Consider the following 17,776-nt stretch of genomic DNA (forward strand, 5'->3'; position numbering starts at 1 on the left):
CGGATCAGAATACATCGGCGGGCTTGGAATCAAATGCAAGCGCCGGTAAGCGTGTGGGCCTGAACCGATTACGTACCTTACCTCAAGTTCCAGGCAACCAAAACGCGGCGTCATCAGATATGATCTCATCCGGCACACAGGAATTGACGGCAGATCCCGGCGGCATCGCGCAGGCTGCCGATTTTTTGCGCCAGGGTCTTCTGGTCGCTTTTCCGACCGAAACGGTCTATGGCCTTGGCGGCGATGCCCGCAACGGACAGGCCGTCGCATCGATTTACGAGGCCAAGGGACGGCCCAGCTTCAACCCGCTGATCGCCCATGTCGCCTCGGTCGAAGCGGCCCAGCGCTTTGTGCAATGGTCGGATCTGGCCGAGCAGCTAGCGCAGGCCTTCTGGCCCGGTCCTCTGACCCTGGTTCTGCCGTTGCGCGAAGGGCACGGGGTTTCCTCGCTGGTGACCGCCGGGCTGGACACTCTGGCCGTGCGGGTGCCTGCGCATCCGACGGCGCGTGCGCTGCTGGCCGACTTTGACGGACCGGTCGCGGCCCCTTCGGCTAATCCCTCGGGTCAGATCAGCCCCACGACGGCGGCTCATGTGTGGTCCGGTCTTGGCGGAAGGATCGCGGCAGTTCTGGACGACGGCCCCTGTGCGGTGGGGCTGGAATCCACCATTGTCGGTCTGGCCGGAGAGCTCACATTGCTGCGTCCGGGCGGCGTTGCGTTGGACCGGATCGAAAGCGTGCTGAACATGCACCTGCACCTGCACCAATCCGGCGATCTGCTGACCGCTCCGGGACAGTTGCAGTCGCATTATGCGCCCGACGCCCCGGTCCGCCTGAACGCCACTGCGCGTCACGGGGATGAGGTTCTGCTGGGCTTTGGAGCGGTGGATTGCGACCTGAACCTGTCTGTCGAAGGACGTCTGACCGAGGCGGCCGCGAACCTCTTTGCAGCCCTTCACAGATTGAACGAGACCGGCCGACCAATTGCCGTATCTCCGATCCCGAACACCGGATTGGGGGCTGCAATCAACGACCGGCTGCGCCGCGCCGCTGCGCCACGCGACAGCTGATCAGGCCCGGCCTGCGCTGGCGGACAACGTCAGAGGGTCCACCCCGAGCGTCGCCAAGGCAGCTTCCCATTTTTCGTCATCAGGCACGTCGAAGACAAGTTTCGTCGTCGCTTCGGTGGTCAGCCAGCCGTTCATCGCGATTTCGTCCTCAAGCTGACCCGGGCCCCAGCCGGAATAGCCCAGCGTCAGCATCGAATTCAGTGGTCCGCTGCCAGAGGCCAGATCTTCAAGCACATCCAGCGTCGCCGTCATGCTGAAATCCGCGGAAATTTGCATCGAATGCAGATTGGCCTCGTAATCGGCGCTGTGCAGGACAAATCCGCGCGACATCTCGACCGGGCCACCGAAATGCACAAGGCGCTCTCCGATCACCGGGATACTGCAGGCAATGTTCAGTTGCCCCAGCAACGTCTTGATTCGCAGATCCGAAGGCTTGTTCACGATCAATCCCATGGCACCATCGTCGCCATGGCTGCACATATACACCACCGAATGGTCGAATCGCGGATCGCCCATTCCGGGCATCGCAATCAACAGTTTTCCGGTCAGGTCCATGGGCCTTCATCTCTTTGTCCGTTCACGTCAACAATGGCCCTGCCGCACCCCAGTTTGCAAGAGACCAACCCGTATTTCGACAGATTTCAGCGCGGTGACCGGATCGTGACTTGGAATCCGCGCCATCGACGCGCATTTATGGGGTATGAAGATGCCGATCAAACCCACCGCCGTCGCCGCGCTCGCGTGTCTGAGCCTGTCCGTTCCAGTTGCCGCGCAAGATTTGGACAACGTGGTTCGGCTGGATGTTCTGGATGGTGGTCGGACGGCCAATGGCACCTATATGTCCGCGTTGAAACTAACGCTCAAGGATGGCTGGAAAACCTACTGGCGCGCGCCAGGAGATTCCGGCATCCCGCCCGAGTTCGACTGGAAGCGATCCAGAAATGTCGGCCAGGTGGAAATCATCTGGCCCTCGCCCGAAATCTTTGATCAGAATGGCCTGCAATCGATTGGCTATGAAAATCAGCTGGTCTTGCCCATCAAGGTCACTCCGCGCAACCCGGCAAAACCGGTCCGTCTGAAAGGCAAGATGGATCTGGGGGTCTGCAAAGACGTTTGCATACCGGAACGCCTGGATTTCGACCACACGCTGGACGCCGAAGCTGATCGCAACCCGGCGATTGCCGCAGCGATGGCGCAAAGGCCCTATTCCGCGCGCGAAGCCCGTGTCACCAAGACCACCTGCAACCTGACGCCCACGAAAGATGGGATGCGGATCGAGGCGCGGATGACGATGCCGTCCGCGGGCGGTCGAGAAGTCGCCGTGATCGAACCCGGCAATCCTTCGCTTTGGGCCTCGCAACCCGTATCTCTAAGGCAGGGGGATACATTGGTGGCCGAAGCAGAAATCATACACGCATCAGGTGCACCTTTTGCGCTGGACCGGTCCGAGATCCGGATCACCGTTCTGGGGTCTGACCACGCGGTGGATATTCTGGGCTGTAGCGCGGGCTGAATGCATGAGCCAATCCCCCAAGATCGGTGCATTGGCGGTTGTTCTGCATCAGGACAAGGTTCTTCTGGTTCAGCGCAGCAAACAGCCGGACAAGGGGCTGTGGGGGTTCCCCGGCGGCCACGTAGAGTGGGGTGAAACCGTTCTGCAGGCGGCGCAGCGTGAGTTGCGGGAAGAAACCTCGGTGATTGCGGAACCGTCTCATTACCTGAGAAATCTGGATCTGCTGCGTCACGACAAGGCGGGGCAGGTTTTGTCCCATTACCTGTTGGTCGGCGTTGCCTGCCGCTATCAGTCCGGCACACCGCAGGCTGGTGATGACGCGCTGGATGCCCGCTGGTTTGCCATCGAGCAGATACGCCGGGGCGACCTGCCGATGAGCGCGCGGGTCATCGACCTTTTAGAACACGCGATCCGCGCGGATCAGGCATCGGCCGATCTTGTCAGCCGCCCATAAAGCAAACCTGACAGGATCACGCTCAGGACCACGATCAGAATTGCCCCGGCCAGGAATGCACCCAACCCCATTCGCAGCACCGCAATGCCATCTCCACCCGCATAGAGGCCTTGCAGCACGCCAAGCGGTGCGCCTGTAACCGCGGGCCAAATCATCGTCAGGCCGAACCAAACAGCCAATGCGGCCCCGGTTGCCGCCAGCGCCCCGCGAACCACCCGGTCGGGTGCCCGCGCGGCACGGCGCATGGCTGTCATCGGACGCGCCACGTCATTGAGGATCGCCAGCAGGGCAGGCACCAGAATCAGAACCAGCAACATCCCGAACCCAAGCCCGTAAACCAGCGTGATCACGGTCGGCTTGAGGAATTGCGCTTGTTGCGAACCTTCATAAAGCAACGGTGCAAGTCCAAGAACCGTGGTCAAAGTGGTCAGCATCACGGGACGCAACCTGTCTGCGGTACCTTCGACAATGGACGGAACCAGACCACGGTCTTTTTGATACGCATCTATCGTCGTCACCAGAACGATCGAGTCGTTGATGATAATCCCCGTCATGCCCAGCAACCCGACCACCGTGAACATGCTGAGCGGCACATCCCAGATGTAGTGGCCCCAGATCGCACCAACGAGGCCAAAGGGTATGATTGCCATGACAACCACTGGCCGTGTCCAGCTGGCGAACACCCAGGCCAGAACAAGGTAGATACCTGTCAGGCACAGGATCAAACCGGTGCGGGCTTCGGCAAGGAATTCATTTTCCTGTTCACTCAGGCCCGACATGCGCCACTCGACTTGCCTTTCGGCAGCGATATTCGGCAGGATTTCTTCCTGCATCGCCCGTTCGATTTCAGCCGCGCGGGCCGGATCATCCTCGGAGATGTCGCCATAGACCGAAACAACCCTCAGGCCGTTTTCGCGCCGAACCGTCGAGAAACCGGATTCACGCTCGACCGAAACGATGTCGGCCAGCGGTACGTAAACCCCGTCAGGAGACCGCATGAGTGTACGCTCGAGGAAATCTGCCGTCAGTTCGCCTTCAGGCAGTTCCACACGGATCTCGGCACTGCGCGGCCCGTCCGGGAAAGTTGCCGCTTCGATACCGTTCAGGCGATTGCGCAGGGCGCGACCAAGCGTTTCAATCCGGAATCCCAGCGCCTCTCCCTGTGCAGTCAGGTCCAGGATGAACTCTTCCTTGTCATAAGCCAGGTTGTCTTCCAGCGCCGAGACTTCGGGAAATTTCGACAGCTCGGCCTGCAAGTCTTCGGACGCGGCCTTGAGAACGCTCACGTCCGAGCCGAAAAACTGCACGTCGATGGCGTCGCCACCCGGTCCAGAGCGCCACCCCCGGAAGCTGATCACTTCGAGCTTGGGATGGCGCGGCGCGAATTCCTGCAACTCTCCGACGAATTCGAAACTCGAATAAGGGCGCAGATCGGCATCGATGAGTTCGATCGAGATACCCCCCAACAAACTGCCATCCTTGCCATCCGCAGCAGCCAGCTGTCGGCCTGCATTGCCGCCAACCTCGGCCAGGACATAGTCAATCGGATTGCGCCCATGACGCTCTTCATAGATCTGGCCCAGGTCATTGACCGCCTTTTGCAGAAGGCGCATCATTTCCAGCGTATCCGATCGCGTCGAACCTTCGCGCATGATAAAGCCGCCGGTCACGGAACTTCGCTCTGGTGCATTGAAGAAACGCCAGTTCACGTCGCCGCGAATGAACAGTGCAACCTGGCTGGCCAGTACCGCGATCATCAGCGCCACGACGACGTAGCGCGCCCATATCACCCAGGCGATCAAGGGACGGAACAGGTGATCCCGAACCCAACGGAAACCACGATTGACGACCCGGTTGGGCAGATCATACCAGTGTTCCTTGGCCGAATGCGCGATGGCGTGTGCCATGTGATTGGGAAGGATCAGAAAGCATTCGACCAGCGAAGCGATCAAAACGGCGATCACCGTAAAGGGAATGTCGCGGATCAATTCTCCGAAACGTCCGCCCACAAGGGTCAGACCGAAAAACGCGATTACCGTCGTGACAGTCGCAGCCAGAACCGGCATGGCCATCCGCCGCGCCGCACGTTCCGCAGCCACAACAGGCGGCTCACCCAAACGCCGGGCGCGGAAATCCGCGTGTTCCCCCACCACGATGGCGTCATCAACCACGATGCCCAGCGTGATGATCAGGCCGAACAGCGAGACCATGTTCAGCGACAAGCCCCCCAGATACATCAATGCGATTGCGGCCGACATCGCCACGGGGATACCCGCCGCAACCCAGAAGGCGATGCGCGCGTTGAGGAACAAGAACAGCAGGCAGACGACAAGGCCAAGACCCATCAACCCGTTGTTGACCAGGATGTTCAATCGGTCGGTTATGGCCTGGGCGCGGGTGCGGATCAGCTCAATCTTCACACCTTCGGGCAAGCTGGCCTGCATTTCACGGGCAACATCTTCGACCGTGTGCTGGATGTCTATCGCATCGCCCAGATTTGACCGATCAACCCGGATGGACATGGCCGGATCGTCGCCGACGAAATAACTGCGATACCGTGTGACACCTTCGACCCGAATCCTGGCAATATCACCGACCTTCAGCTTCGACCCGTTGGCAAAGGTCCGCAGCGCGATGTCTTCGATCTGCTCTGGGGTCCTCTTTTCGGTTCCGGCCCGGATACGCGCACCTGCGCCCTCAACCTCACCAGCGGGATCGGTGCTGACCTCGGCCGCAATCGCGGACGCGATCTCTTCCATGGTGATGTCATTGGCGATCAATTGCGCCGTTGTGATCTCGACAATGATCTGAGGCGCGGCAATGCCCCTGATTTCGGTTCGCGTAACCCCTGCCGAAAACAAACGGTTGATGAACTCATCCGTCAGCTTCGCCAGTTGATTGGTGTCGGTGGGGCCACTGATAACGACATCCGTTACCCGATCCCGCCAAGCGCCGCGTCGAATTTCAGGTTCTTCCGAGCCTTCGGGCAGATCCGTCACACCGTCTATCGCGGTCCGGACGTCTTCGACCGCGCGGGACATGTCCCAGTTCGGCTCAAACTCCAGTCTGACGCGGGTCCAACCTGGGTGGGAACTGGCCTCGGTACTGGTTACCCCTTCAACGGCCAGCAGCGCAGGTTCCAACAACTGCACGATACCGGCATCCATGTCCTCGGGGCCTGCACCTTCCCACGAGACGGTCACATCAACGCGTTCCAGAATGACATCCGGAAAGAACTGCGCCCGCATGTTCGGGATAGCTGCCGCACCCAGAACCAGCATCACCAGCAACAGCAAATTGGCCACCGTCCGGTGCCGTGTGAAATAGCTGAGAAGGCCCCCCGCTGCGCCAGGTATCTCGCGCATCATGACGCTCAGCCCCCGGCCTTGGTTTCAATGCGCCGCACCAGAGATGAAGGGACGCGCGCTTCGCGCAACTGACCGAGAACCTGAGTTTTCTCATCCTGAGGCATGGTTTCGCTGGCCTCGACCCGGGCCACGAGTTCAGCGCGTTTCGCATCTGACAGTTCGACCATGCCCGGGTCTGCCCCGGCCTCAAGCCGCAAGGGGCGCACCCGCACGCCAGATCCAAGCAACGGCGTGCGTCCGATCACAACCTCGCGCCCTTCCAACCCGTCGCCCCGCAGCAAAACCTCGTCACCCTGTCTGCGGACAAGCTGCACCGGCAAACTTTCCAGGCGGTCATCCGCACCCAGCACGAGAACCGTTCCCGATGCGTCCAATGCCGAAGACGGCAAGCGGAACACATTGGCAAGCGGTTGTTCCTGAACCGAGACGGTGACGAAATCTTCGGGCTTGAAACCGGACGCCTCTTGCAAACGCGCATAGATCAAACGTCCGGTCTGACCCTCGCCCGCAGAACCGCTGTCGCGGCTAATATGACCAGTCGCGGTCAGATCGGTGCCCGTCACCTCAAGCGAAACCGTGACCGGTGCGTTGATCAGCCTGTCATTCTCGTCCAACAGACGTACATATTGTGCCGTTGACACCCGGAACGCCACTTCAAGAGCATTTGGATCGACCAGTTCAGCCAGTTTTTCATTGGCCGACACCAACCGCCCTTCCACAAGCGTCACATCGGTCAGCGTACCGCTGAATCCGGCCCGAATGGTCATATCATCAAGATCGCGTTCCGCCGCCTCCAAGGCAATCACCGCGCGCGCCAACAACGTCGTTGCCTGATCGACGCGGGATTCAGCCTGTGCAAGCGCGATACGGCGCGCCAGAACGGCCTGTTGTGCCGAAGCAGCCGCCAGTTCCGCCTCTTCCACGCTGGCGGCGGCGCCTACCCCTCGGGCCTCCAGATCGCGTTGCCGTTGCAGCGCCCGTTCCCGCAGTTCGGCTTGCGCCTCGGCCGATTTCAATTCGTCCTGCGCCAGCAGCAAAGACCGTTCGGCATCACGTTCTTCGAATTGTGCGTCCAAAAGATCGGACTTGGCCCGATCCAGCGCGGATTGGGCATCCGCCGGATCCAGTTCAACCAGAACTTCCCCGGCAGTTACCGTTCCGCCATCCACGAAATCCTCTGCCAGGGCGACAACGCGGCCACCCAGTGCCGCGCGCAATTCCAGCCTGCGCCGGCTCTGGACCTCTCCGAATGCTTCGAGATATGGGATTACGGTTTCCGCCTCGGCCTGACGTACGGCAACCGCGAAGACCCGTTCGCGGGCCGCGGGCGCCTGGTCCTCACGCGTCAGGACGTCCTGAACGGCACCCATGATGATCTGCGCGGCAACAAACAGCAGAGCAAGCGTCAGGAACGCCAGAAAGATACCGACAAGACTCTGCCGTAGAAATCGCATCAAACAGTTACCCCGGTTGCACCAAGCTGCCGTCCACAACATGTAGCCGGATCACGAATTATGCCAAGCCACAAAGCGGTTATACGGAATTGAACGTACGACCAGTCTACTTCCGTCGCAGATGTTCGTCCAATCTGGGCATTATTTCCACAAAATTGCAGGGGCGATGCCGGTAATCGAACTGTTTTTCCAAAATCCCATCCCACGCATCCTTGCAGGCCCCCGGGCTGCCGGGCAATGCAAAAAGGTATGTTCCCCCCGCAACCCCCCCGGTTGCGCGGGACTGCACCGCCGAAGTGCCGATTTTCTCCATCGAAATGACGGTAAAGACAGTACCGAATGCGTCGATCTCTTTTTCGTACACGTCCCGATGCGCTTCGACCGTCACGTCCCGCCCGGTCAAACCCGTTCCACCGGTCGAGATCACGACATCGATCTGCTCATCAGCCACCCATGCCCGCAACTGATCGGCGATCTGGTCGCGCTCATCCCGGATGATCTGGCGGTCCGCAACCACATGGCCCGCTTTTTCGATCCGGTCCACCAATGTCTGCCCCGAGCGATCTTCGTCCATCGATCGGGTGTCCGAAACGGTCAGAACGGCAATTCTGACGGGGATGAACTCCTTGGTTTCGTCAATGCGCGACATCTTGCGTCAGGCCCTTTCCATCATGACAAGCCGGATCGCAAGGGCGGAAAAAATACCCCCCGTGATCCAACCAATAATACGCGCGGCGCGCGGGTTGCCGATTAGCACCTTGCCTGCCCCGCCGGCAAAAACCCCGACCAGCCCGTTCACCAAGAACCCGCCAAACGCGATGATCAGCCCGAAGATCAGGAACTGCACCAGAACCGATCCCGCGGTCGGGTCGACGAATTGCGGTATGAACGCCAGCACGAACAGAATGACCTTGGGATTGGTCAGGTTGACCAACATCCCATCCCGAAAGGCCATGCGCGTCGACCGCACAGGCGTATCCCCCGTCGAAGCGCCATGCCGGACCGCACCCCAAGCCAGATACATCAGGTAAGCGGCACCCATCCAGCGGATCACTTCAAAAAGCCAGGGCAGCGCCGACACCGCAGCGCCCAGTCCAAGCCCTGCCAGCAGCACGTGAATCATCGAACCCACGGACACGCCGGCGCTTGCCGATACCGAAGGCCACGCCCCGGATCGCAGCCCTTGGCCAAAGCAGAACATCATATCAGCACCGGGCGTCAGGTTCAGTGCCAGTGCCGCTGGAACAAAGACCAGCAAGGTCTGGAATTCGATCACGCATCCACCTCGAACCAACTTGGCATCGGGCCCAGATTGGCCAAATGCGTTTGCCCCAGGGAACCGCGATAGCCCCAGCTTTCATGCACATGACCGAAGAACGCAAATCCCGGCTGAAGGCGTTCCACCGCATCCCGTATGGCAGTCGATCCGACCGAAAGGCCTTGCGATGTCTGATCCCCATACCCTTTGGGCGGAGAATGAACGATCAGGACATCCGCCGTTTCACACCGGTCGAGCATCTCGGTCGCCTCACCTTCTGTCAGGTCACAGGACCAGTCTCCGAACGGGGTCGGTGGTACGCCATAGCCAAGACCAAACAAGCGCAAGCCGTCTATGGTCATGCCAGACCCATGCAGGACATGGACACCGTTCGGGGCCGCATTGCCCAGCTCTTCTGCACTTTCCGCGTTCCCAGGGATCAGGACCAGCGGCGTCGAAATGCCGGACAGCATCTGCATCGCCTCGTCCAGCCCCTGACGCGAATTGCAATAATCACCGGCACCGATGACAAGATCAGCCTCGGCGCTGGCGGAAACAAGATCGGCTGCCCGGTTGCGCGCCATGTGCAGATCAGAGAATGCCAGAACCTTCATGTTGCACCTCGCAGCCGCGCTTTCAGTTCCAGCAGATCCGCCCAGGCCTGCCGTTTCATCTGCGGTTGTCGTAGCAGATAAGCCGGGTGGAACATCGGAATCACCGGCAGATCCATTGCCTGATCCCATTTGCCGCGCAGGCGGGTGATGCCGCGTTTGCCCAGCACCGCCTGACAGCTGATATTCCCCATCACAACCAGAACCTCGGGTCTGGCCAGGGCCACGTGGCGTTCCAGAAACGGCTTCATCATCCCGATCTCTTCGGGTTTGGGGTCGCGGTTCTGCGGGGGCCGCCATGGCAGCACATTGGTGATATAGACGTTTTCGCGACGATCCAGATCAATTGCCGCCAGCATCCGGTCCAGCAACTGACCCGCACGGCCGACAAAGGGTTTGCCCTCGCGGTCCTCATCGCGACCCGGCGCCTCGCCGATGATCATCACGCGCGCGCCGGGGGTCCCGTCGGCAAAGACCAATTGCCGCGCACCGCGCTTGAGCTCGCAATGTTCGAACGCGTCCATCGCTGCGCGCAGCTGATCCAGCGATCCCGCGCCCCGTGCTGCGGATCCAGCGATTTCTACCGGGTCCACATCCCTTGGCTTTGCCGGGGCGGCGGGGTGCGTTTCCGGTTTCCTGGGTTTGGCCGAGGTGTCGGGCAACGCGTACCGGTCAACCGGCGCATCACCGATTGCCTCGGTCACACCCAGTTCGATCTGCCATTCCAGCAGCGCCTGCGCAGAATAATAGTCCAAGCCCGATTCCATAGGGATAACTTACCCGCCTGAGGGCTGAGGGAAAGCGAATAGGGCTTGATCGGTCGCTCTGTCGCGCCGACCATCGGCATGCGATGCTCAGATTTCTGCGATTCCTCATCATTGGATTAGTGCTGGTTGTCACCGATGATCCGGCATGGGCCACATTTCATGACAAACACGGGCAGTGCCGTGCGGGTCAGTTCAAATGTGGCAGCACATGTTGTTCAGGCGGGCAAAGATGCAGTTTTGATGGCTATTGCATTCCACTGGGCGGCACCTATTGCGGCGGCGGGCGCAGTTGCGGTCCGTTCGAACGCTGCGTTGCGGGTGGACTCAGATGTGCGCCCGCAGGCCTGAACAAATGCGCCTCGCGGCTGGATTGTCCGGGCGACAGTTTCTGCAATGGCCGTGGTGAGTGTGAACGGAACGCACCCGAACTGGATACGACGCCTCCGACCACTTGCGCTGATGGCAGAACCTGCGCGCGTGGCTCGTCCTGCCTGCCCGGCGGGGGATGCTCTCGTCCGGGATGGTTCCTGTGCGAGGAAACCGGATCACAATGCCGTCCCGGTTTCAAATGCTCGGCCCATCAAGGGTGCGTACCGATCAAGGCGATCGACTGCGGCTATGGCAAATGGTGCAAGCCGGGCCAGCAATGCCTGCCCGAGGGCGGCTGCGAAAAACTGCCTGAGGGTACGGAACCTTAGGTTGCCTTGCGCCGCCCGGCTTCCTATAAGCGGCACGATTGTCAGACAGGAGCCCGCCCATGCGTTTCGCCCATCGTCACCTTCTTGGCATCGAGCATCTGTCGCAATCCGATATCACCGAAATTCTGGATCTGGCCGAGACCTATGTCGCTATGAACCGCCAGTCGACCAAGCATTCGGATGTGCTGTCGGGACTGACCCAGATCAACATGTTCTTTGAAAACTCGACCCGCACACAGGCCAGTTTCGAACTGGCGGGCAAGCGCCTGGGCGCGGATGTGATGAACATGGCGATGCAGGCCAGTTCGATCAAGAAAGGTGAAACACTGATCGACACGGCGATGACGCTGAATGCGATGCACCCGGATCTTCTGGTGGTGCGGCACCCGCATTCCGGCGCGGTCGATCTGCTGGCGCAGAAGGTCAATTGCGCCGTTCTGAACGCCGGTGACGGCAAACATGAACACCCCACGCAAGCCCTGCTGGACGCCCTGACCATCCGTCGCGCCAAGGGTCGCCTGCACCGGCTGAACATCGCGATCTGCGGGGACGTGGCCCATTCCCGCGTGGCCCGCTCGAACCTGATCCTGCTGGGCAAGATGGAAAACCGCATCCGCTTGATTGGCCCGCCGACGCTGGTGCCCAGCCAGTTCGCCGAGTTCGGGGCCGAGATCTATGACGACATGAACGAGGGCCTGAAGGATGTTGACGTCGTCATGATGCTGCGCCTTCAGAAAGAACGGATGGATGGCGGGTTCATCCCTTCGGAACGCGAATACTACCACCGCTACGGTCTGGACGCCGCGAAGCTGGCGCAGGCCAAGCCAGACGCGATCGTGATGCATCCCGGCCCGATGAACCGCGGGGTCGAGATCGACGGTACGCTGGCCGATGATATCAACCGATCCGTCATTCAGGAACAGGTGGAAATGGGTGTCGCCGTCCGCATGGCGGCGATGGATCTGTTGGCCCGCAACCTGCGCGAGGCCGCATGAGCGATCTGATCGTCGCCCCCCACGAACGCGGCGTCTTGCGCCTGTTCACGCTGGACATGCGCCCGGAAGAGGCGAAGTTCCTGCGCGAACCGGGTGCCGCCGATCAGGTGCTTGGGGTCGACGGGCTGGATTCCAGCCATATCGATATTTTCCCGGTCTCCGACCTCGAAGATCTCGGGCTATACGGCTATCTGACCGAGGGCTGCGGCGTGTCTGCGGATCAGTTGGACCGGAACGCTCTGGCCTCTGTCGACGGTTGGGTCATGGTCCTTCGCAGCGCGGCTTTCAACGGACACCCGGCGACGCTGAACCCCGATCCGCGCCTGCGCCTGATCGGCCTGTTCACGGAAGAAGCCACGAACTGGACCGGGGGGATCATCGAAACCGAAAGCGCCAAACCCTTTTCCGCCCCGCAAACCGTCACAGCGGGTGACACCCCCCGCCGCGTAGGATCGGCCATTCTGGCACTGGTCGCGCTTTTGGTCATCGGAGGCATCTTATGGCTGATCCTGTGATCTTCACCCCGGACAAAGGGGCCTATATCCGCACAAATGCATGGCTGGCTGCTGTTGCTATGGCCGGTGCGATGATCGTTTTGTGGCTGATCGGCAATCCTTACGTCTGGACCGGAGCGCCTGCTGGCCTTGCCGCCATTGGCATACGCGCTTGGTATCTGGCCTCGGAAGAGATGGTCGCCAATTGGCAATTGTCAGACACCGCACTGACCGGTCCCGGCGGACGCAGCATGCCGCTGAACCAGATCACCGCCGTGAATATCATGGGCAGCTTCGTCCAGGTTGTCACCAAAACCGGCGACAAGCATCTGATCAAGTACCAGTCAGACCCGGCCGCCACCAAAGCCGCGATTGAAAGGGCCATTCCATGACCACCTTGATCTTCACCAATGCCCGCCTGATCGACCCTGATAGCGGCACGGACAGTCCCGGCTGGCTGCACATTGCCGACGGCCTCATTCAGGGCAAGGGCAACGGGGACGTGCCCGTCGCTGACGCCCAGGTCATCGACTGCGGCGGCAAGTGCCTCGCCCCCGGCATCGTCGATATCGGCGTCAAGGTGTGTGAGCCGGGCGAACGGCACAAGGAAAGCTACAAATCCGCAGGCCTCGCTGCCGCAGCCGGTGGTGTCACCACCATTGTCACCCGCCCGGATACAATGCCCGCGGTCGATACGCCGGAAACGCTGGAATTCGCGACCCGGCGCGCGCAGGCGGATGCGCCGGTCAATGTTCTGCCGATGGCCGCGCTGACCAAAGGGCGCGACGGGCGAGAGATGACGGAAATCGGGTTTTTGCAGGACGCAGGCGCCGTGGCCTTCACCGATTGCGATCACGTCATCACCAATACCAAGGTGTTTTCCCGCGCCCTGACCTATGCAAAATCCTGCGGAGCGCTGGTGATTGCCCACCCACAGGATCCGGGCCTGAGCCATGGCGCCGCGGCCACCAGCGGCAAATTCGCCGCCCTGCGCGGGTTGCCTGCGGTCTCGCCCATGGCCGAGCGCATGGGACTGGACCGTGACATCGCGCTGTTGGAAATGACGGGCGCGGCCTATCACGCCGACCAGATCACCACCGCCCGCGCCCTGCCCGCGCTGGAACGGGCCAAGCGTAACGGGCTGGATATAACCGCCGGCACCTCGATCCATCACCTGACGCTGAATGAGCTGGACGTGGCCGACTATCGCACCTTCTTCAAGGTCAAGCCTCCGCTGCGGTCCGAGGATGACCGGCAGGCGGTGATCGAGGCGGTGCGCACCGGCCTGATCGACACGATCAGTTCGATGCACACGCCGCAGGACGAAGAAAGCAAACGCCTGCCGTTCGAAGAGGCCGCCTCGGGCGCGGTGGCGCTGGAAACGCTCTTGCCGGCGGCATTGCGCCTGTATCATGCCGACCAGTTGGACCTACCGACCCTGTTCCGGGCGATGGCATTGAACCCGGCCAAACGGCTTGGTCTGGAAAGCGGCCGATTGTCGGAAGGCGCCCCGGCGGATCTGGTTCTGTTCGACCCGGATGTGCCTTTTGTGCTTGATCGCTTTGCCTTAAAATCCAAATCTCAGAACACGCCATTTGACGGCCAGCGGATGCAAGGTAAGGTCATTTCGACCTATGTTGCAGGTAAAGAAGTGTTCCGGAGTTCCTGATGCCCCCGATCGACAACTCGACTAGCGAACTGCTCCAGTGGGCGGTGGTTGGATATCTCTTGGGCTCCATTCCCTTCGGCCTGCTGCTTGCAAAGGTCATGGGGCTGGGAAATCTGCGCGAAATCGGATCCGGAAATATCGGCGCGACCAACGTCCTGCGCACCGGCAACAAAGCCGCCGCGGCGCTGACCTTGCTGCTCGACGCGGCCAAGGGCGCGGTCGCGGTTCTGATTGCCCGTGCTTATGCAGGAGAAGACGCCGCGCAGATCGCTGCCCTTTTTGCCTTTCTGGGTCATTGCTTTCCCATCTGGCTGGGTTTCAAGGGCGGAAAAGGCGTGGCCACCTTTCTGGGCCTCTGGCTGGCGCTGGACTGGCGCGTCGGAGTTGCGTGCTGTCTCAGCTGGCTGGTGGCGGCGGCGATCTGGCGGATATCTTCGGTCGGCGCGCTGGCTGCGGCCGCGCTTTCAACGACCTGGGTACTGGTTCTGACAAACGGACACTCCTTTATCCTTGGGATTATCCTGACCCTTATGATCTACTGGCGTCACAGCACCAATGTCGCACGGATCAAGGCCGGAACTGAACCGAAAATCGGAAAGTCGTGACACCGCCGGACGCTTTCGTTTCCGCGTTTTTCGCACTGCCCGAAGGCAGTTTTACCGGTACATCGGGGGATCGGCGCTATGTCGTCGTGCGCCAACATTTGGCAAAGGGGAAATCCCACAAGCTGGTTGCGCACGAACTGGGCGGCACCGACTATATCAGCATGAACCTGTATCAGACACGCATCAGCGGCACGCTGCTGAGGCCTTGTGAAATGGCGGCGTGCAAAGTCATCGCGTTTGTTCTGGATTTTGAACCGGACGCGTAATGTCAGGCCTGCATTTTTGAACAGACGTTCCTCTCTGACGCACAATCACGATTCATTGTTTTGAACGTGATCCGTCTGCTTCCCAGATCGCTGTCGTGACGGTCAATTACGGGCCACACAGGACAACAATCCGGAGCCTTCGATCGGCACACAGACGAGGCTCCTTTCACGAAAGGTGGAACAATGAACAAGTTTAAATCTCTGATCGGTGGCGTCGCTCTGTCCGTTGCACTGGCAACATCCGCTCTGGCCGCTGGAGTGGACATCAACGCAAGCTCGACCGGTCTGGCCATGCAGGGTTATGACCCGGTTGCCTATTTCACCGTCGGTGAAGCGACCAAGGGTGACTACCGCATCACCACGCTGCACGACGATGCGCTGTACCGTTTCTCGTCCGAGGAGAACAAAGCCGCCTTCGAAGCCAACCCGGAAGCTTACCTGCCTGCCTATGGCGGCTATTGTGCTTTTGGTACAGCCATGGGCTTCAAATTCGACGGTGACCCGAACCACTGGAAAATCGTGGACAACAAACTGTACCTGAACTTGTCGGAAGACATCCAGGAACGCTGGGAAGGCGACATCCCGGGCTTTATCGAAAGCGCAAGCGCAAACTGGGAAAACATCGCGGACAAGACCCCTGCTGAATTGCAAAAGCAATAATCCGCCTAAATCTTCAGATGTGTCGGCGGCGGAATGTTCCGCCGCCGTATATCGTTTGAAGACCTCTCATCTCTACCTATCTCATCAGTATCAGAAGTGCCCGACTTCAAAGGTCCCCGGCGTGTCTTTTCACGTTTCAGAGGCAGAATTCGGGCAGGGGTTCGTAGGTATCACTGATCCGATGACGTTCGCGGATCGTAACTGTCTGCATAAGTGAACCGAATTTCACTGGAGCAGAGTGACAATCGAAAGGAAATGAGATGACTTTGAAATTGGCTCTCATCACTACTGTCGCAACCGCGGTCGCGGGATCGGCAATGGCACAATCCTCGGGCAACTGGACCGGGTTTTATGGCGGTCTGCAACTGGGTTATGCCGATGTAGACACCAGCCTGTCGGGTGTCGATGGCGATGGCGTGATCGGTGGTATCATCCTGGGCTATGATTATGATCTGGGCGACTGGGTCGTTGGCGGCGGATTTGACTATGACTGGACTGACGTGGGTCTGTCCGGCGCCGCAACTGTCGAAGATGTCTGGCGGCTGAAAGCGCGCGCCGGCTACAAGGTAAACCCGCAAGGTCTGCTGTACGGCACGGCAGGCTACGCCGAAGCGAGCACCGACACCTTGGGCAGTGATGACGGGTGGTTCATCGGCGCGGGTTATGAACAGATCGTGGCCCCAAATGTCAGCATTGGCGGAGAGCTGCTGTACCACGAATTCGATAACTTCAACGGAAACAACGTGGATGTCGACGCAACCACATTGCAGGTTCGTGTCTCCTACCGGTTCTGAACGGCACTTCGGATAAAGTTGAACCCGGCCTGACGGGCCGGGTTTCGCGTCAAAGGTCCAGAATCGTACTGCCGGTCGTCTGCCGCGCTTCAAGCGCGCGATGTGCATCTGCCACCTGATCAAGCGCAAAACGCTGGTCGATGTGGATCTTGACCTCTCTGCCCTCGACCTTGCCGAACAAGCGGCGCGCCATTGCCTGACATACGGAGTGATCCGCAATATGGGTGAACAAAGTGGGTCGGGTAATCTTGAGCGATCCTTTCTGACCCAGAACACCGATATCGAATGGCGGCACCGGCCCTGAGGCGTTGCCGAAGGAAATCATCATCCCCAAGGGTTTCAGGCAGTTCAGCGACCCTTCGAACGTATCCGCCCCGACGGAATCCATCACCACGTCCACGCCCTTGCCTTTGGTGATCTCGGCCACCCGTTCGGCGAAATTCTCGGATCGGTAGTTGATGCAATGCGCAGCCCCGTTGAACCGGGCGAGGCTGCATTTCTCGTCGGTCCCCGCCGTACCGATCAGGGTGATCCCTTCGGATTTCGCCCATTGGCAGGCGATCAGTCCGACCCCGCCCGCCGCCGCATGGAACAGCACAGTATCCCCGCGTTTCAGCGGAGTGGTTCGGTGAAACAGGTACTCAACCGTCAAGCCCTTCAACATCATTGCCGCGGCAGCGTCGAAAGAGATGTCGTCCGGCAGAGGGCACACCTGTGCCGCAGGCATGACGCGGGCCTCGCAGTACGCGCCGGGCGGGGCTGCCGCATACGCGGCCCGCTGACCGGGTTGCAGGTGCGTTACCCCTTCCCCAACGGCCTCGACGACACCCGCCGCCTCCATCCCCAACGCATGGGGGAGTTCCAGGGGATACAATCCAGTGCGTTGATAAACATCGATAAAGTTTAGACCGCAGGCATGATGGCGGATACGTATTTCACCCGGTCCGGGGTCGCTCAATGGCCTGTCTTCGATCCGCAACACCTCGGGCCCGCCGAATTCGTGCAATACCACCGTTTTCGCTGTTGTCTGCATCCTGACCTCCTCTTGCCTGACATCAAGCTAACATGACTGCAATGCAGGGCAATCCGTCTGGTGCCAC

At 60.2% G+C, this 17,776-nt stretch carries 20 protein-coding genes; 12 read left to right on the forward strand and 8 right to left on the reverse strand.

The genetic code is table 11. The features are described 5' to 3' along the window. Positions 1–119 precede the first annotated feature (119 nt). On the forward strand, positions 120–1,070 hold the full coding sequence (locus tag I9185_RS14060) for an L-threonylcarbamoyladenylate synthase (RefSeq protein WP_210093353.1): 951 nt from the start codon (positions 120–122) through the stop codon (positions 1,068–1,070). On the opposite strand, the gene I9185_RS14065 is transcribed toward I9185_RS14060, so the two are convergent. Next, complete coding sequence (locus tag I9185_RS14065) at positions 1,071–1,625, reverse strand: YqgE/AlgH family protein (protein ID WP_171635010.1); 555 nt, start codon at positions 1,623–1,625, stop codon at positions 1,071–1,073. It lies immediately after the preceding gene. A 151-nt stretch (positions 1,626–1,776) separates the two neighbouring features. Between I9185_RS14065 and I9185_RS14070 the strand changes: the two genes are divergently transcribed. Next, positions 1,777–2,583, forward strand: a complete 807-nt coding sequence (locus tag I9185_RS14070; protein WP_171635012.1) for a protein-disulfide reductase DsbD domain-containing protein — start codon at positions 1,777–1,779, stop codon at positions 2,581–2,583. 4 nt (positions 2,584–2,587) lie between these two features. Beyond that, entirely contained in the window at positions 2,588–3,037 is a 450-nt protein-coding gene (locus tag I9185_RS14075; protein WP_209834712.1) for an NUDIX hydrolase, read from the forward strand. Here the strand turns inward: I9185_RS14075 and I9185_RS14080 are convergent. The 6 genes from I9185_RS14080 to I9185_RS14105 all read right to left on the reverse strand — a co-directional run bounded on the left by I9185_RS14080 (position 3,004) and on the right by I9185_RS14105 (position 10,495). Then, positions 3,004–6,405, reverse strand: a complete 3,402-nt coding sequence (locus tag I9185_RS14080; protein WP_209834714.1) for an efflux RND transporter permease subunit — start codon at positions 6,403–6,405, stop codon at positions 3,004–3,006. The two genes, I9185_RS14075 and I9185_RS14080, sit on opposite strands and share 34 nt — an antisense overlap. A gap of 5 nt (positions 6,406–6,410) precedes the next feature. Next, complete coding sequence (locus I9185_RS14085; RefSeq protein ID WP_171635019.1) at positions 6,411–7,859, reverse strand: HlyD family efflux transporter periplasmic adaptor subunit; 1,449 nt, start codon at positions 7,857–7,859, stop codon at positions 6,411–6,413. 106 nt (positions 7,860–7,965) lie between these two features. After that, a complete protein-coding gene (gene moaB, locus I9185_RS14090; protein WP_171724296.1) occupies positions 7,966–8,508 on the reverse strand; it encodes a molybdenum cofactor biosynthesis protein B in 543 nt (180 codons plus the stop codon). Positions 8,509–8,514: 6 nt separating this feature from the next. Continuing rightward, positions 8,515–9,135 (reverse strand): LysE family translocator, encoded by a 621-nt coding sequence (locus I9185_RS14095; protein WP_171724297.1) that lies wholly within the window; start codon positions 9,133–9,135, stop codon positions 8,515–8,517. Continuing rightward, complete coding sequence (locus I9185_RS14100) at positions 9,132–9,731, reverse strand: metallophosphoesterase (RefSeq protein WP_210093354.1); 600 nt, start codon at positions 9,729–9,731, stop codon at positions 9,132–9,134. The genes I9185_RS14095 and I9185_RS14100 overlap by 4 nt, the downstream gene beginning before the upstream one ends. Continuing rightward, positions 9,728–10,495 carry a uracil-DNA glycosylase gene (locus I9185_RS14105; protein WP_210093355.1) on the reverse strand — a complete coding sequence of 256 codons (768 nt, stop codon included), beginning with the start codon at positions 10,493–10,495 and terminating at the stop codon, positions 9,728–9,730. Before I9185_RS14105 ends, I9185_RS14100 begins: the two co-directional genes overlap by 4 nt. Positions 10,496–10,578: 83 nt before the next feature. On the opposite strand from I9185_RS14105, the gene I9185_RS14110 reads away from it, so the two are divergent. From I9185_RS14110 to I9185_RS14150, 9 genes are all read left to right on the forward strand, one after another. Next, positions 10,579–11,193 carry a scavenger receptor class F, member 2 gene (locus tag I9185_RS14110; RefSeq protein WP_210093356.1) on the forward strand — a complete coding sequence of 205 codons (615 nt, stop codon included), beginning with the start codon at positions 10,579–10,581 and terminating at the stop codon, positions 11,191–11,193. 59 nt (positions 11,194–11,252) lie between these two features. Next, positions 11,253–12,188, forward strand: a complete 936-nt coding sequence (locus tag I9185_RS14115) for an aspartate carbamoyltransferase catalytic subunit (protein ID WP_050604003.1) — start codon at positions 11,253–11,255, stop codon at positions 12,186–12,188. Beyond that, entirely contained in the window at positions 12,185–12,703 is a 519-nt protein-coding gene (locus I9185_RS14120; protein WP_171724301.1) for a hypothetical protein, read from the forward strand. The genes I9185_RS14115 and I9185_RS14120 overlap by 4 nt, the downstream gene beginning before the upstream one ends. Continuing rightward, positions 12,688–13,074, forward strand: coding sequence for a hypothetical protein (locus I9185_RS14125; RefSeq protein WP_171635036.1), 387 nt, complete (start codon positions 12,688–12,690; stop codon positions 13,072–13,074). The genes I9185_RS14120 and I9185_RS14125 overlap by 16 nt, the downstream gene beginning before the upstream one ends. Continuing rightward, positions 13,071–14,351 (forward strand): dihydroorotase, encoded by a 1,281-nt coding sequence (pyrC, locus tag I9185_RS14130; RefSeq protein WP_210093357.1) that lies wholly within the window; start codon positions 13,071–13,073, stop codon positions 14,349–14,351. Before I9185_RS14125 ends, pyrC begins: the two co-directional genes overlap by 4 nt. Further along, the gene (plsY, locus tag I9185_RS14135; protein ID WP_210093358.1) at positions 14,351–14,956 is read left to right on the forward strand and encodes a glycerol-3-phosphate 1-O-acyltransferase PlsY; all 606 of its coding nucleotides are present in this window, start codon (positions 14,351–14,353) and stop codon (positions 14,954–14,956) included. The genes pyrC and plsY overlap by 1 nt, the downstream gene beginning before the upstream one ends. Continuing rightward, on the forward strand, positions 14,953–15,222 hold the full coding sequence (locus I9185_RS14140) for a hypothetical protein (protein ID WP_171635045.1): 270 nt from the start codon (positions 14,953–14,955) through the stop codon (positions 15,220–15,222). Before plsY ends, I9185_RS14140 begins: the two co-directional genes overlap by 4 nt. Positions 15,223–15,405: 183 nt before the next feature. Further along, complete coding sequence (locus I9185_RS14145; protein ID WP_171635047.1) at positions 15,406–15,882, forward strand: YHS domain-containing (seleno)protein; 477 nt, start codon at positions 15,406–15,408, stop codon at positions 15,880–15,882. Between the two features lie 260 nt (positions 15,883–16,142). Beyond that, positions 16,143–16,676: a porin family protein gene (locus I9185_RS14150; protein WP_210093359.1), complete on the forward strand. Its 534-nt coding sequence runs from the start codon at positions 16,143–16,145 to the stop codon at positions 16,674–16,676. Positions 16,677–16,725: 49 nt separating this feature from the next. Here the strand turns inward: I9185_RS14150 and I9185_RS14155 are convergent, their stop codons facing one another. Continuing rightward, positions 16,726–17,709: a quinone oxidoreductase gene (locus I9185_RS14155; RefSeq protein WP_210093360.1), complete on the reverse strand. Its 984-nt coding sequence runs from the start codon at positions 17,707–17,709 to the stop codon at positions 16,726–16,728. Between the last annotated feature and the right edge of the window lie 67 nt (positions 17,710–17,776).

Source organism: Ruegeria sp. HKCCSP346 (assembly GCF_017872595.1).
In the GTDB taxonomy this organism is placed as follows: Bacteria; Pseudomonadota; Alphaproteobacteria; order Rhodobacterales; family Rhodobacteraceae; genus Ruegeria.

Excerpts from the sequence above, each read along its gene's own strand:
- I9185_RS14085 (WP_171635019.1), bottom strand. The coding sequence starts at position 7,859 with ATGCGATTTCTACGGCAGAGTCTTGTCGGTATCTTTCTGGCGTTCCTG.
- I9185_RS14125 (WP_171635036.1), top strand. The coding sequence starts at position 12,688 with ATGGCTGATCCTGTGATCTTCACCCCGGACAAAGGGGCCTATATCCGC.
- I9185_RS14120 (WP_171724301.1), top strand. The coding sequence starts at position 12,185 with ATGAGCGATCTGATCGTCGCCCCCCACGAACGCGGCGTCTTGCGCCTG.
- I9185_RS14065 (WP_171635010.1), bottom strand. The coding sequence starts at position 1,625 with ATGGACCTGACCGGAAAACTGTTGATTGCGATGCCCGGAATGGGCGAT.
- plsY (WP_210093358.1), top strand. The coding sequence starts at position 14,351 with ATGCCCCCGATCGACAACTCGACTAGCGAACTGCTCCAGTGGGCGGTG.
- I9185_RS14080 (WP_209834714.1), bottom strand. The coding sequence starts at position 6,405 with ATGATGCGCGAGATACCTGGCGCAGCGGGGGGCCTTCTCAGCTATTTC.
- I9185_RS14070 (WP_171635012.1), top strand. The coding sequence starts at position 1,777 with ATGCCGATCAAACCCACCGCCGTCGCCGCGCTCGCGTGTCTGAGCCTG.
- I9185_RS14115 (WP_050604003.1), top strand. The coding sequence starts at position 11,253 with ATGCGTTTCGCCCATCGTCACCTTCTTGGCATCGAGCATCTGTCGCAA.
- I9185_RS14105 (WP_210093355.1), bottom strand. The coding sequence starts at position 10,495 with ATGGAATCGGGCTTGGACTATTATTCTGCGCAGGCGCTGCTGGAATGG.
- I9185_RS14150 (WP_210093359.1), top strand. The coding sequence starts at position 16,143 with ATGACTTTGAAATTGGCTCTCATCACTACTGTCGCAACCGCGGTCGCG.
- I9185_RS14110 (WP_210093356.1), top strand. The coding sequence starts at position 10,579 with ATGCTCAGATTTCTGCGATTCCTCATCATTGGATTAGTGCTGGTTGTC.
- I9185_RS14100 (WP_210093354.1), bottom strand. The coding sequence starts at position 9,731 with ATGAAGGTTCTGGCATTCTCTGATCTGCACATGGCGCGCAACCGGGCA.
- I9185_RS14060 (WP_210093353.1), top strand. The coding sequence starts at position 120 with ATGATCTCATCCGGCACACAGGAATTGACGGCAGATCCCGGCGGCATC.
- I9185_RS14075 (WP_209834712.1), top strand. The coding sequence starts at position 2,588 with ATGAGCCAATCCCCCAAGATCGGTGCATTGGCGGTTGTTCTGCATCAG.
- I9185_RS14145 (WP_171635047.1), top strand. The coding sequence starts at position 15,406 with ATGAACAAGTTTAAATCTCTGATCGGTGGCGTCGCTCTGTCCGTTGCA.
- moaB (WP_171724296.1), bottom strand. The coding sequence starts at position 8,508 with ATGTCGCGCATTGACGAAACCAAGGAGTTCATCCCCGTCAGAATTGCC.
- pyrC (WP_210093357.1), top strand. The coding sequence starts at position 13,071 with ATGACCACCTTGATCTTCACCAATGCCCGCCTGATCGACCCTGATAGC.
- I9185_RS14155 (WP_210093360.1), bottom strand. The coding sequence starts at position 17,709 with ATGCAGACAACAGCGAAAACGGTGGTATTGCACGAATTCGGCGGGCCC.